Source organism: Micromonospora sp. NPDC004704, from assembly GCF_053601675.1.
Genome location: NZ_JBSGCD010000018.1, coordinates 19,687 through 34,064 on the forward strand (window position 1 = coordinate 19,687; position 14,378 = coordinate 34,064).

At 70.4% G+C, this 14,378-nt stretch carries 13 protein-coding genes; 7 read left to right on the forward strand and 6 right to left on the reverse strand.

The annotated features are described in order from the left end of the window. Positions 1-2: 2 nt before the first annotated feature. Positions 3-338 carry a hypothetical protein gene (locus ACWEFB_RS23210; protein WP_452288518.1) on the forward strand — a complete coding sequence of 112 codons (336 nt, stop codon included), beginning with the start codon at positions 3-5 and terminating at the stop codon, positions 336-338. Further along, positions 335-619: a hypothetical protein gene (locus ACWEFB_RS23215; protein ID WP_452288520.1), complete on the forward strand. Its 285-nt coding sequence runs from the start codon at positions 335-337 to the stop codon at positions 617-619. The genes ACWEFB_RS23210 and ACWEFB_RS23215 overlap by 4 nt, the downstream gene beginning before the upstream one ends. Positions 620-685: 66 nt before the next feature. On the opposite strand, the gene ACWEFB_RS23220 is transcribed toward ACWEFB_RS23215, so the two are convergent. The 4 genes from ACWEFB_RS23220 to ACWEFB_RS23235 form a co-directional block, all read right to left on the reverse strand. Beyond that, positions 686-1,762 carry a hypothetical protein gene (locus ACWEFB_RS23220; protein ID WP_452288522.1) on the reverse strand — a complete coding sequence of 359 codons (1,077 nt, stop codon included), beginning with the start codon at positions 1,760-1,762 and terminating at the stop codon, positions 686-688. Continuing rightward, complete coding sequence (locus tag ACWEFB_RS23225) at positions 1,759-2,694, reverse strand: transporter substrate-binding domain-containing protein (protein WP_452288524.1); 936 nt, start codon at positions 2,692-2,694, stop codon at positions 1,759-1,761. The genes ACWEFB_RS23220 and ACWEFB_RS23225 overlap by 4 nt, the downstream gene beginning before the upstream one ends. A 72-nt stretch (positions 2,695-2,766) precedes the next feature. Further along, on the reverse strand, positions 2,767-2,922 hold the full coding sequence (locus ACWEFB_RS23230) for a hypothetical protein (RefSeq protein WP_452288526.1): 156 nt from the start codon (positions 2,920-2,922) through the stop codon (positions 2,767-2,769). A gap of 54 nt (positions 2,923-2,976) precedes the next feature. After that, the gene (locus ACWEFB_RS23235) at positions 2,977-3,867 is read right to left on the reverse strand and encodes a helix-turn-helix transcriptional regulator (RefSeq protein WP_452288528.1); all 891 of its coding nucleotides are present in this window, start codon (positions 3,865-3,867) and stop codon (positions 2,977-2,979) included. Between the two features lie 144 nt (positions 3,868-4,011). On the opposite strand from ACWEFB_RS23235, the gene ACWEFB_RS23240 reads away from it, so the two are divergent. Next, positions 4,012-5,070, forward strand: a complete 1,059-nt coding sequence (locus tag ACWEFB_RS23240) for an alpha/beta fold hydrolase (protein ID WP_452288530.1) — start codon at positions 4,012-4,014, stop codon at positions 5,068-5,070. A gap of 124 nt (positions 5,071-5,194) precedes the next feature. On the opposite strand, the gene ACWEFB_RS23245 is transcribed toward ACWEFB_RS23240, so the two are convergent. Next, the gene (locus tag ACWEFB_RS23245; RefSeq protein ID WP_452288532.1) at positions 5,195-6,379 is read right to left on the reverse strand and encodes a hypothetical protein; all 1,185 of its coding nucleotides are present in this window, start codon (positions 6,377-6,379) and stop codon (positions 5,195-5,197) included. Positions 6,380-6,725: 346 nt separating this feature from the next. Between ACWEFB_RS23245 and ACWEFB_RS23250 the strand changes: the two genes are divergently transcribed. The 4 genes from ACWEFB_RS23250 to ACWEFB_RS23265 all read left to right on the forward strand — a co-directional run bounded on the left by ACWEFB_RS23250 (position 6,726) and on the right by ACWEFB_RS23265 (position 13,588). Then, the gene (locus ACWEFB_RS23250) at positions 6,726-9,176 is read left to right on the forward strand and encodes an ATP-binding protein (RefSeq protein WP_452288534.1); all 2,451 of its coding nucleotides are present in this window, start codon (positions 6,726-6,728) and stop codon (positions 9,174-9,176) included. A 360-nt stretch (positions 9,177-9,536) separates the two neighbouring features. Next, the gene (locus tag ACWEFB_RS23255) at positions 9,537-10,709 is read left to right on the forward strand and encodes a hypothetical protein (protein ID WP_452288536.1); all 1,173 of its coding nucleotides are present in this window, start codon (positions 9,537-9,539) and stop codon (positions 10,707-10,709) included. Positions 10,710-10,841: 132 nt separating this feature from the next. Further along, positions 10,842-11,921, forward strand: coding sequence for an NAD-dependent epimerase/dehydratase family protein (locus tag ACWEFB_RS23260; protein WP_452288538.1), 1,080 nt, complete (start codon positions 10,842-10,844; stop codon positions 11,919-11,921). A 59-nt stretch (positions 11,922-11,980) separates the two neighbouring features. Next, the gene (locus tag ACWEFB_RS23265; RefSeq protein ID WP_452288540.1) at positions 11,981-13,588 is read left to right on the forward strand and encodes a protein kinase domain-containing protein; all 1,608 of its coding nucleotides are present in this window, start codon (positions 11,981-11,983) and stop codon (positions 13,586-13,588) included. 24 nt (positions 13,589-13,612) lie between these two features. Here the strand turns inward: ACWEFB_RS23265 and ACWEFB_RS23270 are convergent, their stop codons facing one another. Continuing rightward, positions 13,613-14,329 carry a spermidine synthase gene (locus ACWEFB_RS23270; RefSeq protein ID WP_452288542.1) on the reverse strand — a complete coding sequence of 239 codons (717 nt, stop codon included), beginning with the start codon at positions 14,327-14,329 and terminating at the stop codon, positions 13,613-13,615. Positions 14,330-14,378 lie beyond the last annotated feature (49 nt).

Genomic DNA, 14,378 nt, shown 5'->3' on the forward strand with positions numbered 1-14,378 from the left:
CCATGACCGAGGACATCACCCAGCAACCACTGGCCCGCGCGGTCCTGTCTACGCTCGCCCGGAACCGAGGCAAGGACGACCCACTCGGGTCGCTGGCACGGACCGTGCTCACGGACGAGGCCGGTCTCCGTGCCGCAGCCGCCCACTCGTGGCATGGGCAGGCCCTCGGAGACGCGTTCACCGAGTCGTTGACCCGGCAGGGCGACCTGACGGCAACCGAGCGCGCCGAAATCGAGCGGCAGGCGCGCGAGCTCCAGGATGCCGACACGGATGCAACGGTTCATTCGGACCACACCGATACAGTCCTCCCCGAAGCCGCAGAGGATGCAAAGCCGTGACTGCTTGGGCACGGGGACAGCTCGCATTCTCGCTGATCTTGCTGAATCTGCTCATGCTCACCGCCGCCCTGTTCGGCACCTGGGCCTGGTGGTCAGAGTATGGCGTGGTATATCGCGTGCTGAGCGTACTCATCTGCCTGATCGTCATCGGTACGCTGGGCGTGTCGGTGTCGATCGGGGTGAAGCCCACCCGGGACGTTCCCTGGCTCCGGATCGGGCTGGTCGCACTGGGAATCCTGCTGTCCTGCGGCGTGGCTTTACTGCGCCGTGAGGTGCAGTAGTCACGGGCGGTTGCGCAGGCCAGCGATTCCTGACAGCACACCAACCACCCCGTCCAGCCGAGAAGTTCAGGGGATGATTCGGCAGGCGGCGTCGATCGGGGCCTGGGGGCGTACGAACCGCCCGAGGCCGACCAGCAGTGAGTCCTCGATGTGGAAGTCGCGTACCCGCAGTCGGTAGCGGGGTAGCTCCTCCTCCGTTGGGCAGAGCACCTGCGACGCGACCCGGTCGACCGGGACGTACCGGACCCCGCCGCGCTCCTGGAGGATCACCACGTTCACGTCGTCCACGCTGATCACGTGACCACGGATGTCCTCGTCTGTGCCTCCGGTGTCCTCGACGGTCGTGACGGTGAGCGGCAGCACCGGCGTCGTGATCACCGGCACCGCCGCCCAGACCAGCATGACCAGCGCCGCAGCCTGGCCGACGGACGCGAGAAGCCGGGCGATCGAGGGCAGGATCGGGCCGGCGACGAACAGCGCCACCAGCGGGGGCACGGTGAAGAGCAGGGCCACGACGTACTCGCCCTGTTCGAGGGCGTTCCAGGTGGTCGGGAACACCAACCAGGAGTACGCCAGCAGGCCCGCCCCGATGACCAGAGCCCGGATGACGCGGTGCTCGAACAGGCGTACCGGGTCGAGTTGGAACGTGGCGGCGAGCGCCGGCAGGAGCAGCGGCAGGTAGAGCACCTGCCAGGTGACCAGCGCCAGGCCGAAGCAGGCGATCACGAACCAGACCGGTGCGACGTCGGCCCAGCGGGCGAAGATCGGCCGGCGCCGGCCGAGCCGCCCGTTCGGTTCGCGGTCGGCGCTGACCGCCAGCACCGCGCCGATCGCGAACACGGCCACCAGGGCGGTGGACACCAGTCGGGTGGCGGTGGTGACGAACGCCGCGACCAGGTTGACCGGCCCGACGTTGGCGACCAGCAGCAAGGTGGTCTGCAACTCGCCACCGGCTTCGACGCCGAGGCGGAGTACCGAGAAGATGGCAGGTGCGCCGACCGCCACGGCCCAGAAGGACTGGCTGGCCCGCGCGCGGCGTTCGGGGTCATCCCTCGGCGGCCCGGCCCAGGATCCGGCCGTCGCCGTCGCGCCGTCCGCCCCCGGGTCGGCGGCCACCGGTTGGTCCGAGACCGCGCGGGTCATCGCGGCGACCGCTCGTCGAAGTCGATCAGGTCCGGCACCTTCTCCGGCGCCGGCTGGTTCCGGTCCGCGCCAAGCCAGGGCCCGAGGGTCCTGTTGTACGCCGTACGCCACGGGCTGCTACCGCCGTTGCGGCCGGCCAGGTAGCTCTTCTGCAGGAAGTAGGCGACCAGATCGCGCAGCGCCGGATCGGTGATCGGTACGCCGATGCCCAGCCGTTCGCTGGTGCCGAACGGCATGCCCACGATCTCGAACTCCTTCGGATAGCGGGACATGAACCCGGCGAGAATGGTCTCGTCGGAACTCATCGCGTCGTACCGGCCGGCCCGGATTCCGGTGACGCAGTCGTTGGTCGTCATCACCACCAGGGGCGAAACCTTGTGCCGCTCCAGTTCCTCCTCACTGGTCGAACCGCCGCTGGTGCAGACCCGGTACGCGGGGTTGCGCAGATCCTCGATGGTCTGGATCTTCCCCTTCATTGCCACCGGGATGAGCACCTCCTGGGTGGTGACGAAGTACGGTCCGGCAAAGCTGACCAGCTTCTCCCGCTCCTCCGTGATGGAGAAGCTGGACACCACCAGGTCGACGTCGCCACCCTGCAGCCTGGGGATACGGTTTTCGGTCTCGACCGCCTTGAACTCGATATCCTCCGCGGAGTACCCCAGCGACGAGGCGATGTAGCGTGCGATTTCGATGTCGAATCCCTTGTAGACACCGTTTTCTACCTCGCCCATCAGCGGCTCGGTGCCGGCCACTCCGACCCGGAGCTTGCCCTGCTGGTAGATGTGGGTCTGCTTGAGCTTCTCCTGCACCGACTCCAGTTTGGGGTCCTGCTGACTCTGGCAGCCGGCCGCTGCGGCAAGGGCGAGCGTGAGGAGCACCGCGACACTGGTGGCCAGGGACCGGTAAGTGGGTGGCGCGGAAGTGGGAGTCATCTGCCCGTCCTCAACTCGAAGCTGGAGTGAGTGCGCGGAAACCTCCAGCGTATCGACGCCCCGCACGATCGGTCACCAGACCTTCACGCAGCCGGTATCAAACTGATCGCATTCGGAAATCTGCGGTGCGGCGGCCTGGCCGTACCCGGCCGCCCACTTCTCCCCCGAGGCGTGGACCGGCTTCATCCGGGCGTCCAGCAGGACGAGCTGAGGGCGTACGACAAACACGAGCGCGCCCGGCGGACCCGGCGGGTGCGCTCTGTCATGCCGTTCGTCGGAGCGTCAGGAAGGCTCGGACATCGGTGGGGCCTTCTGGCGGTCGCGGGAGTCGGCGTGCCAGGTGGCGAGCAGCCGCAGGGCGGTGTGGGCGGCGGAGCCCGGCTGCGCGGTGTACGTGACCAAAGTCTGTTCGGGGGCGTCCGGCACCGCGAGCGCCTCGTACGCGAGGCTGAACTCGCCGACGATCGGATGGTGGAAGTGCATGGTGCCGTGCGGCTTCACCCAGACGTCGTGATCCGCCCACCACTGCCGGAACTCCGTGCTCTTCAACGACAGCTCGCCGACGAGCTGCGCCATCAGCGGATCGTCCGGGAACAGGCCGGCGTGCATCCGTAGGCCGCCCAGGGTGTCCCGTGCCTTCTGGGTCCAGTTGCCCCACAGGTCGCGGGCGGTTTCGTCGAGGAAAATCAGCCGGGCCATGTTGCGCTCCTCGGGGGCGAGCGCGTCGAGGTCGACCGAGAGCAGAGCGCTGGCCTGGTCGTTCCAGGCGATGACGTCCAGCCGCCGCCCGAGGATGTACGCCGGGACCTCGTACAGGGCGTCGAGCAGCCACTGCTGGCTCGGGCGGACCTGCTCCCGGTTGCCACTGTGTCGCTGCTGCGGCCGATGGCGTTGGGCAGGCCGGGCGAGGTTGTACAGGTGCGTGCGCTCGGCGTCGTCGAGGCGCAGGGCGACCGCGACGGCGTTCAGGATCGACTCGGAGACGTTGCCCAGCCTGCCCTGTTCCAGGCGTACGTAGTAGTCGACGCTGACCCCGGCCAACTGGGCCAGTTCCTCGCGGCGCAGCCCCGGCACCCGGCGCCGGCCGCCGAAGACCGGCAGGCCGGTGTCCTCGGGCCGCAGCCGTGCGCGGCGGGACCGCAGGAACTCACTCAACTCCGCACGGGGATCCATGCCGTCCAGTATCGACTCGTCCCGGTGGCCCGAGCCTGGTCCTGCCAGACCTATGAACCGCCAACCGGGGTGACAACGCACCCTGGGCCCGGCCCGTTTCCGGACGAACGATGGCTGCACACACCACGATTCCGGGAGCTCACAATGATCGGAACCATCCTGGCCTGCGCCGCCGCCGCCGTCGCCGTACCGGTCGTCGGGGGCCTGGCCTACCGTACGGTGCTGCGGCGCCGGGGCGGGGCGAAGCTGACCATCAACACACCCAACGGCATTGCCGAGGAGCGGTTCGTCCGGATCGGCGGGATCGACCAGTGGATCGGCATCCGTGGCGAGGACCGGGACAACCCGGTGCTGCTGGTGGTGCACGGCGGGCCGGGGTCGCCGTACTCGGTCTTCACGCCGTTGCTGCGCTCGTGGGAGCGGCATTTCACGGTGGTCCACTGGGACCGCCGCGGTGCGGGCAAGACCCTGGGGCGTAACGGCAGGTCGGGCAGCGGGGAGATGACCTTCGACCGGATGGTCGAGGACGGGATCGAGGTGGTCGAGTTCCTGCGCCGGCACCTGCGCAAGGACAGGGTGATCCTGCTGGCCGGGTCGATGGGGACCCTGGTCGGGATCCCGCTCGTCCAGCGCCGCCCCGACCTGTTCAGCGCCTACGTCGGCACCGACCACTACGTGGACATGGCCCGCAACGAGGCGCAGGGGCTGCGGTTGACCCTCGACCGGCTGCGGGCCGCCGGCAACACCAGGGCGGTCGCGATCCTGGAGCGAATCGACCCCGACCCGTCCCGGTGGGACCTGAGCACCTGGGGCAGGAAGATGAACTGGACCATGAAGACCGATCCGGTCGAACCGAACGCGGTCACCAAGCTGCTGTTCCCGCTCGCGTTGACCTCACCGACCCATTCCCTGCGCGATGTTGTCCACCTCGCCTCCGGCTTCGCGTACTCGCAGCGGGTGCTGTTCGAGCAGTTCATGTCGTACGACGCGCGGCGTTACGGGACCCGGTTCGAGGTGCCGTTCTTCCTCTTCCAGGGCTCAACCGACGTGCTGACCCTGACCACCCTGGCCCAGGAGTACTACGCCGAGGTGCAGGCGCCGACCAAGGCGCTGGTGCTGATCGGGGACGCCAGCCACTTCGCCGCCTTCACCCAGCCGGACCGGTTCCTCGACGCGCTGCTCACCCACGTCCGCCACCTGTGACTCCGCTACCGGCCACGGGCGTCCACCGGGTGCCGGCGCCGGAGGAGCCGACCGGGCCGCAGGAAGTCCCGGGTGGGTTTCCGACGGCCCGGCCGGCTGGTTCACCTGTTGCTCGGCACCGCCGTCAGCTCGGCGGGTAGGCGCTGGCGTTCACCGCGACAGCGAGCCGCTGGTTCACGTGCTCGGTCACCGTCCAGATCAGGTCCGAGCTACCACCCCAGTAGGAGAGGCTTTCCGCGCCGATGACCCAGGGGTAGTTGGCAAAGGTGGAATGTCCGGTGGCCCAGACCCGCAGTGCGCCCCGCGTGGTCGCGCTGCCACCGCTGCTGGCGAAGTAGTAGGTGCCGTACCTGCTCGCCACCCCCTGCGTTCGCGGCAGCTTCGTGGTGTAGCCCTCGATCGCGACGCCGGTCAGCGGTCGGCGACTCCCCGAGTCGAGTGCGAAGCGCACCACCCTCGGAGTGGCCCCGGCGTCTATCTGAGCCTGGGTGGCGTACTCGGCGATGACCATGCTGTCCGGACTTGTCGACCGGTCCAGCGACATCGACGACAGGGTCAGCGGTGAGCCGATCGATCGCTCCGTGCCGACCTGCGGCATGATGTAGGCGTATCCGCTGGCACAGTTCTTGTCCAGGCGAGCGACCGCATCATAGGAATGCCCGACCCTCGAGTCGCAGTAGTCCGTGACGTTCGCGGAGAAGAGCTGGTTGAAGTCGAAGATCCGGAACTGGTTGCGGGCGCTGTCGGCCACGTAGAGCAGGTTCCCGTACCACATGAGACCGCCGGCATGACCGGCCACCGTCTTGTAGTATTCCGAGCCGTTCGTCGGCTCGACGAGCAGGACATGGCGGTAGAAGTCGCCGTAGGTGGCGTCCCAGTCGACCAGGCTGATCCGGTTGCTCGTCGAGTCGGCGTTGTGCCAGCTCGTCGCGACGAGCTGGTGGCCGTCGTAGGTGTTGGCCGACAACGCGTCACGGGTGGTGGTTATGCCCTGCGGGACCCACGCGGTACTGCTGTCATCGGTGGTGTCGCTGTCCCAGCAGAAGCCGACCGGGTTCGCGCCGGCCCGGCTCGTCAGTGCGGAGTACGTGCTCGCATGGCACAGCGGCTCGCGATTCCGGTTTGCCTGGCTCATCACCCAGTCGATGGTTCGGGCAGTCATGCTCCGGCCGATGTTCATCAGCCCGCCGCTGTCCTCGGGGGCGGTATAGCTGGAGAGCCGGTACGCGGACGGATTCGTCATGGTGGTGATGACGCCAGCGACCGGATCGGCGTTGGCAGGTGCCTGGATGAACCCGACCGCACCCACGGTCGGAAGCAGAAGTGCCGCCAAAGCCAGCGCGGAGCGCCGGAACCAGCGACTACGAGAGCGGTGTCGCGTCATGCGCAGTCCCTTCAGGTGAAACGAGCGATCCTGACCGGACTCCACTACTTGCCGCAGGCTCCGGTGCCGACAGCGTGACGCAGCGAACCTGGGCGCTCCTGCAGGGAAGCTTGAATGCGCAGGTCAGGATCGCCAGCCTCGGTAGGTTTCCCGGAGCAGGTTGTGGTCAAAGTCGGCCGCGACCCGGACGACATCGATCAGCATGAGTTCGTCCGGCTACCCTGGGTGGGGCGTTCGAAGATCGGAACCGGGTGCCGGAGGTAGGTGCGGTATGGGGGAAGCCGGCCGGGAGGCACTGCTGGAGTTCGTCGACGAACTCAGGCGGCTGCGGCAACTCGCCGGTGCGCCGTCGCTGAACGAACTGGTCGCGGTCGCCGCCCGGTTGCAGCAGCCGCTCGCCCGCTCCACCCTGAGCGACAAGCTCAATGCGAAGTCACTGCCCGAGTGGCATTTCGTGGCGGCGTACGTCAGTGCCTGCTCCGCCCACGCCGAGCAGATCGGCGTACCGCTGCCGGCCGAGCTGACCGACCTGGCCCGGTGGGACGCCGAGCACTGGCGGTTGCTGCGGGCCGTGGACGGTGTCCGGGCAGGCGAACGGCTCAGCGGCGCGGCGCACACCGAGGTGGGTCGCCGTGCCGCGCGGGCCGAGCAGCCGAAGCCGTCGGCCCCGGGGCAGCCACGGATCGGCGACGGGTCGGTCGTCCCCCGGCAGTTGCCGGCGGCGGTACGGCACTTCGCGGGACGGGCGCCGCAGGTCGCCGCCCTGACCGAACTGCTCGCGGAGTCGGCCGGCGCACCGGGTACGGTGCTGATCTCGGCGATCGGCGGGACGGCCGGGGTCGGCAAGACCGCTCTCGCGCTGCACTGGGCGCACCGGGTGGCGGACCGTTTTCCGGACGGGCAGCTCTACGTCAACCTGCGCGGTTTTGACGCCACCGGGTCGATGATGAGCCCGGCCGAGGCGATGCGGGGTTTCCTGGAGGCCCTCGGTGTGCCCGCGGAGGGCGTCCCGGCGGGGCTGACCGCGCAGGCGGCGCTCTACCGGAGCCTGCTGGTGGGGCGCAGGATGCTCGTCCTGCTGGACAACGCCCGTGACGCCGACCAGGTACGTCCGTTGCTGCCCGGTTCGTCCGGCTGCCTGGTGGTGGTGACGAGTCGCAACCAGTTACCGGGGCTGGTCGCGGCGGAGGGTGCGCATCCGCTGCTCCTGGACCTGCTGCCGGCGGCGGAGTCGCTGGAGTTGCTGTCCCGCCGTCTCGGCGACCGGCGGGTGGCCCGGGAGCCTGCGGCGGTGGACCGGATCGTCGCGTCGTCGGCGGGCCTGCCGCTGGCGCTGTCCATCGTGGCCGCACGGGCCGCCACCCATCCGGACTTCGGGCTGGCCAGGCTGGCCGACGAGTTGGAGGGCACGCGGGGCAGCCTCGACGGGTTCACCGGTGGTGAGGCCGGCGCCGACGTACGGGCGGTCCTCTCCTGGTCCTACCGGGGTCTGGACCCGGCGACCGCGAGGCTGTTCCGTCTGCTCGGGCTGCACCCCGGCCCGGACCTGTCCCTGCCGGCCGCCGCCAGTCTCGCCGGCCTTCCGGTCGCGGACGTACGGGCACCGCTGGCCAACCTGACCCGGGCGAACCTGCTGGCCGAGCCCCTGCCCGGCCGGTACGCCCTGCACGACCTCCTGCGGGCGTACGCGCTCGAGCAGGTCGACGCGAACGATCCCGACCAGGAGCGGCGCGACGCCCTGACCCGACTGTTCGATCACTACCTGCACACCGCGCACGGCGCGGACCTGCTGCTCTACCACCATCGTGACTCGATCGACCTGCCCGCCGTACACGACGGGGTGGCGACGATCGAGCTGCGCGACCGTGATCACGCGTGGGCCTGTCTCGGTGCCGAACACCGGGCGCTGCTGGCCGCCACCGCACTGGCCGCCGCCACCGGTTTCGAGACCCACGCCTGGCAGCTCGCCTGCACGCTGAACACCTACCTGGACCGGCTGGGGGCATGGCAGGACCAGTCCGGCGTACAGCGGCTCGCTCTGGAGGCCGCCACCCGGTCCGGTGACCGGCTCGGCCAGGCGCGCGTCCACCGCAACCGCGCGGTGGCGTGCCTGCGCCTGGGGAGCTACGACGAGGCCGGTGCCCATCTGCGCCAGTCCCTGGACCTGTACGGCCAGCTCGGTGACGACGTCGGAAGTGCCCGTACGCAGCTCAACCTCGGCATCCTGGCCGAGCGCCAGGGCGACTACCGGCAGGCGCTCGACCACGCGCAACGGGCCTTCGACCTGTTCGAGGGTGCCGGTCACGGGCACGGCGCGGCCAACGCGTTGAACAACATCGGCTGGTACCACATCCAGCTCGGCGACCACCGGCGGGCGCTCGGTTACTGCGAGCGGGCCCTCGCCGAGCAGCAGCGGACCGGCAACCGGTACTGGCAGGCGCACACCTGGGACAGCCTCGGCTACGCGCACCACCATCTCGGGCACCACCGGGAGGCCGTCGACTGCTACGAGCACGCGCTCGCGCTGTGGCAGGAGGCCGGGGAGCGTTACTTCGAAGCCACCACGTTGACGCACCTCGGCGACACCCACCACGGCGTGGGCGACGTCGATCGGGCCGGCTCCGCCTGGCGGCAGGCCGCCGACATCCTCGACCGGCTCGGCCACCCGGATGCCGAACAGGTGTGGACGAAACTGCGCCCCGACGCCAATTCACCGTCCTGACCCGACAATTCCGGGAACCGGCAGGAAATCCACCACCAGCATGGCGTACGCGACCGCTGTCCGGCCGATTCCCGGACAGCGGAACCGATGCCCGGACAATCATCGCAGGTCGCGCCGACTATTGGGATCGGGGTGTCCGGGCGCAACCCGGAATAGGTGAATCCGGGACGGCCACAACGCCTCCGAACAGGGGTTTCGTTCGGCAGACCCCACTCCCGCGTGACACCTTGCGTACCTTTCGTCAATGGGTACGCATAGCAATTCACGAATGGCTGGCAATTTCGTCGAATTCCCGCCACCGAGGCGACCGGGTGGAGAACCTGTGGTCGGAAGGTTCGCACCCAGAACGAAGGGAATTCCGTGAGCCAGACCCACACCAGACGGTGGCGCATCGCGGTGGCGGTCGGCGTGGCGGTGGCCACCGCCGTCGCACCGCTCGGCGCACCACCGGGGCAAGCCGCGCAGCTCGCCCCGTCCCAACTCGTCGGTTTCACCATCGGGGCGGACGGCCGCCTCTACCCGGCCACGACCGGGCCGTCGTCGGGGCCGTCCGGCCCGGTCAGCAACGCGGTGATCGCGCCACCCGGGGCGGGCGTCAGCGCGGTACGCCAACCCGACGGGAACCTCGCCACCTTCGTCATCGGAACCCAGGGTGCGCTCGTCGCGGGCACCACCAACTCCGCCAGCAGTGGATTCAGGATCTTCACCGACGGGGCGGGTGGACTGGCGCCGCCCGGTGGACAGGTGAGCGCGGTCAGCACCGCGGACGGCGTACACGCCTTTTTCGTCGGTAACGACGGGGCGCTGTACGGCGCGTCGTACGTCCAGCGCGTACAGCCGGGAGCCGGACCACGACGGATCTCCGCGACCGGTATCGCGCCGCCGGGCGCGGTCGTCGCCGCGACCCGGCAGGGCAACGTGCCGGGCGCCCTGTTCGTCGGCGCGGACGGCGGGCTCCAGTCGGTCTGGCGGACCGGCACCAACACCTGGGCCACGGTCCCGGCCAGCCCACCCGGCCTGGCGCCGCCCGGTGGCGGCGTCGCCGCGACCTCCGGTGCCGTGGTGTACACGTTCTTCACCGGCCTCGACGGACGGCTCTGGCGGGTGAACTTCGCGGCCGGCGGCCTGCCGGATCCGTGGGACCCGGTGGCCATCTCGGGAGTCGGCGCGGCACCGGTCGGGGCGCGCCTCGCCGCGGCGCAGTTCACGACCGGCCAGCTCAGCGTCTTCTTCGCGGGCGCCGACGGTGCGATCCGGGTGGCGACCAACCTCGCCGGCGGATGGATCGAGCCGGCGGTGGCCAGCCAGCCGGGAATCGCCCGTCCCGGGGGTCCGATCTCGCTCACCGTCGTCGACGACTACGTGTACGTGGCCTGGTGCGGCAACAACATCTGGTGGTGGTTCTTCTGGTGGTGGCGGCGCCCGATCCCCCCGCCGCCGGGGCCACCGCCGTGGTCCGGCGAGGTCTTCTCGTTCCCGACGACGAACCCGGTCCGGGTCGGCTTCGACACCTCGATCACCATGATCAGGTAAGTGGTTAGCTTTCCAGGCGGAACGGGTGCCCGGACCGAGTCGGGGTTCGGGCACCCGTTCCGACCCGGACCGCCGAGGCGGCTTGGGCCGATCGCGGGACAGGGGCGCCGAGCGAGCCATACGGTGACCGGAATGCGGATACTCGTCACCGGTGCGGCCGGGTTCATCGGATCCCACGTCGCCGACCTGCTCGTCGAGGACGGGCACGAGGTCGTGGCCCTGGACGCGCTGCTGCCACAGGCCCACGGCGGGGAGATGCCGCCCTGGTCGCGGCGGCACAACCTGGTGGTCGGCGACGTACGCGACGGCGGGCTGTTGGTTCGGCTGCTGTCCGGGGTCGACGCGGTGTGTCATCAGGCGGCGATGGTCGGCCACGGACTCGACCCCTCGGACGCCCCCGAGTACGCCGGGCACAACAACCTCGGCACCGCCCACCTGCTCGCCGCCATGCACGCGGCGGGCGTACGCCGGCTGGTCCTGGCCAGCTCGATGGTGGTCTACGGCGAGGGCCGCTACCACTGCCCGGTCCACGCGGTGGTCCGACCAACGGACCGGCACCCGGCCGACCTCGCCACGCACAAATACGACCCGACCTGCCCGACCTGCGGCCGGACGCTGGCCCCCGGGCTGGTGCCGGAGGACGCGCCGCTGGAACCGCGCAGCACGTACGCCGCGACCAAGCTCGCCCAGGAGCACCTGGCGGCGGCGTGGGCACGGCAGACCGGGGGCGGAGTCTGGGCGCTTCGCTACCACAACGTCTACGGGCCGAGAATGCCCCGGGACACCCCGTACGCCGGAGTGGCGTCGATCTTCCGGTCGGCGCTGGCCGCCGGGCAGGCGCCCCGGGTGCTGGAGGACGGACGGCAGCGGCGCGACTTCGTCCACGTCGGCGACGTGGCACGGGCGAACCTGCTGGCCCTCACCGCCCCGCCGCCGGACGGGTCGGTGCCGCTGAACATCTGCTCCGGTGAGCCGCACACGGTCGGGCAGTTGGCGTACGAGTTGGCGGCCGCGATGGACGGCCCGACGCCGGTGGTGGTCGGCGGCGGCCGACCGGCGGACGTACGGCACGTGGTCGCCGACCCGGCCCGAGCGGGGGAACTGATCGGGTTCCGCGCCCGGATCGGGTTCACCGAGGGCGTCGCCGGATTCGCGACCGCGCGGTTGCGCGCCCCGGCCGCGATCCGGACGCCGTCCGTCGTGGCCGGCTGACCGCCGGACCGCGACACGGGCGTGGGTAACGACAGTTCGGCGACGGGTACCGTGTCCCGGTGCTGTCTCGGGGGATCGTGCTCAGTGGTCGTTACCAGTTGAACGAACGTGTCGCCACCGGTGGCATGGGCGATGTCTGGTGGGGCACGGATGTCCTGCTCAGACGCAAGGTCGCGGTCAAGGTGCTGCTACCCGCACTCGTCTCGGACGCGGAGTTCATCACCCGGTTCCGTACCGAGGCACGGATGATGGCCGCGCTGCGTCACCCCGGCATCGTGCAGATCTACGACTACGGCGAGGACGCGGTCGTCGACGGCCGCCGGGTGGACTACCTCGTGATGGAGTACATCGAGGGCGTACCGCTGTCGACGTGGATCCGGGAGACCGCCGAACTCGACGTCGCGCAGGCCATGTCGATCGTGACGCAGGCCGCGCAGGCGTTGCACGTGGCGCACACCGCCGGCATCGTGCACCGGGACGTCAAGCCGAGCAACCTGCTGGTCCAGCCGGACGGAAGTGTTGTCCTCGTCGACTTCGGCGTGGCCCGGTCGGCGAACCTGACCAGCATCACCGCCACCAACATGGTCCTCGGGTCGGCGCACTACATGGCTCCCGAGCAGGCGGCGGGTCGGCCGGTCTCGGCGGCGACCGACATCTACGCCCTGGGCGCGGTCGCGTACTGCTGCCTCACCGGCCGGCCGCCGTTCACCGGCGACAACCCGATCGAGGTGGTGACCCGGCACCTGCAGGAGGAGCCGCCCGCGCTGCCGGAGGAGATCCCGGCGGCGGTGGCCGCGCTGGTGAGCCGGGCACTGGCGAAGGCGCCCGCCGACCGGTTCCCGACCGCCGCCGCCTTCGCCGACGCCGCCCGCGCCACCCAGGGCACCGCGCCGCTGTCCCTGCCGATCGGCGCTGCCGACAACTCGACCACCGTCCCGTCGGCCCCTCCGGCGGACCCGCCCCCGCCCTCGGCCCCGGTCGCAATGCCCGCCGCCGGTGGCAACCGGCGACGCAACCTCCTGCTCGGCGGTGTCGCGGCGGCGGTCGTGATCGGGCTGGTCAGCTTGGTCGCCCTGCTCCCCTCTTCGCCCGACGAGAATCCGGCACCGACCCAGCCGGTGGCGAATGTGCCGGTCGAGGCATCGGCCGCCGGTGCCGACCCGGCCCCGCCGGTCGAGGCCACCGCACCGGCGACCGGCGGGGCGAGCCGGCCGGCGGTGACACCCGGCAGAGCGACCGCACCGGCGACGGCGCCGCCGACCACCGGGCCGACCACGCCCGCGAGCCCGAAACCGTCCACGAAGACCACCCGGGCCCCGGCCGCCGGCAACCCGCACACCCCGGTCGAGGTCTGCGGCAGCGGATACCAGATTGTCGACTCGGCGACGCTGACCGGCACGGACGGGACCCAGTACGGCAAGGTGTACCTGCTCTACCACAACGGCAACGGTTACAACTGCACGGTGACCATGAAGACCACCTCGGTCGGCACCGGGTCGGCGGTGTCGGCGTACCTGGAGGTGCAGGGCCGACCCCGCAGCACCGACAGCGGCTCCTTCGCGTACTACGCGGGGCCGGTACGCGCGCAGGCCGCCGGCACCTGCGTCAAGTGGGGCGGGTCGGCCGGCGGGGCGAGCTACAACAGCCCCTTCGAGCACTGCTCCTGAGTCGACGGTGGTGTCGCGGAGGATTCAGGCCAACCGGGACACGTACACGGTGTTGGTCGCCGGGCGTCCCTGCAACGGGTTGGGGAAGCTCACCACGTGCGCCTGCGTCGCGGCGAACACCTCGCCGAGTACGGCGGTGAAGTCGTCGTCGGGTGGATCGTTGGACCAGAGTCCGAACACCCCGCCCGGACGCAGCCGGTCGGCCAGTCGGCGCAGTCCGGCGGGGGTGTAGAAGGCGGCGTTGCGCGGGTGTAGGACCTGACGCGGGGAGTGGTCGACGTCGAGCAGTACGGCGTCGAACCGCCGGCCGGGCGCCCCGGTGTCGAAGCCGGACCCGCTCGCGGCCATGGCGAAGAAGTCGCCGTGCACCAGCCGGGTACGCGGATCCGAGGTCAGCTCGGCCGCGTACGGCAGGAGATTGTCCCGGTGCCACCCGATGACCTCGTCGAGCGCCTCCACCACCGTCAGCGAACGCACCCGTGGGTCTGCGAGGGCCGCCCGTGCGGTGTAGCCGAGCCCGAGTCCGCCGACGACCACGTCGAGGTCGCCACCGGAGAGTCCGGCCAGGCCGAGCCGGGCGAGTTCGACCTCGGCCACGGTGAACAGGCTGGACATGAGGAACTCGTCGTCGAGCTTGACCTCGTACACCTCGACCTGGAGTGACGGGTCGAACCGGCGCCGCAGGCTGATCGCGCCGATCTCCGTCTCGCGCCAGTCGAGTTCCTCGAAACGCGCACCCACCCGCAGCACTCTCCCTATGGTCGACCGCTGCCGGCGGCCCGCGAAATCC

Coding starts and splice junctions, on each gene's coding strand:
- ACWEFB_RS23210 (WP_452288518.1), top strand. CDS start 3: ATGACCGAGGACATCACCCAGCAACCACTGGCCCGCGCGGTCCTGTCT.
- ACWEFB_RS23220 (WP_452288522.1), bottom strand. CDS start 1,762: ATGACCCGCGCGGTCTCGGACCAACCGGTGGCCGCCGACCCGGGGGCG.
- ACWEFB_RS23225 (WP_452288524.1), bottom strand. CDS start 2,694: ATGACTCCCACTTCCGCGCCACCCACTTACCGGTCCCTGGCCACCAGT.
- ACWEFB_RS23235 (WP_452288528.1), bottom strand. CDS start 3,867: ATGGATCCCCGTGCGGAGTTGAGTGAGTTCCTGCGGTCCCGCCGCGCA.
- ACWEFB_RS23240 (WP_452288530.1), top strand. CDS start 4,012: ATGATCGGAACCATCCTGGCCTGCGCCGCCGCCGCCGTCGCCGTACCG.
- ACWEFB_RS23250 (WP_452288534.1), top strand. CDS start 6,726: ATGGGGGAAGCCGGCCGGGAGGCACTGCTGGAGTTCGTCGACGAACTC.
- ACWEFB_RS23260 (WP_452288538.1), top strand. CDS start 10,842: ATGCGGATACTCGTCACCGGTGCGGCCGGGTTCATCGGATCCCACGTC.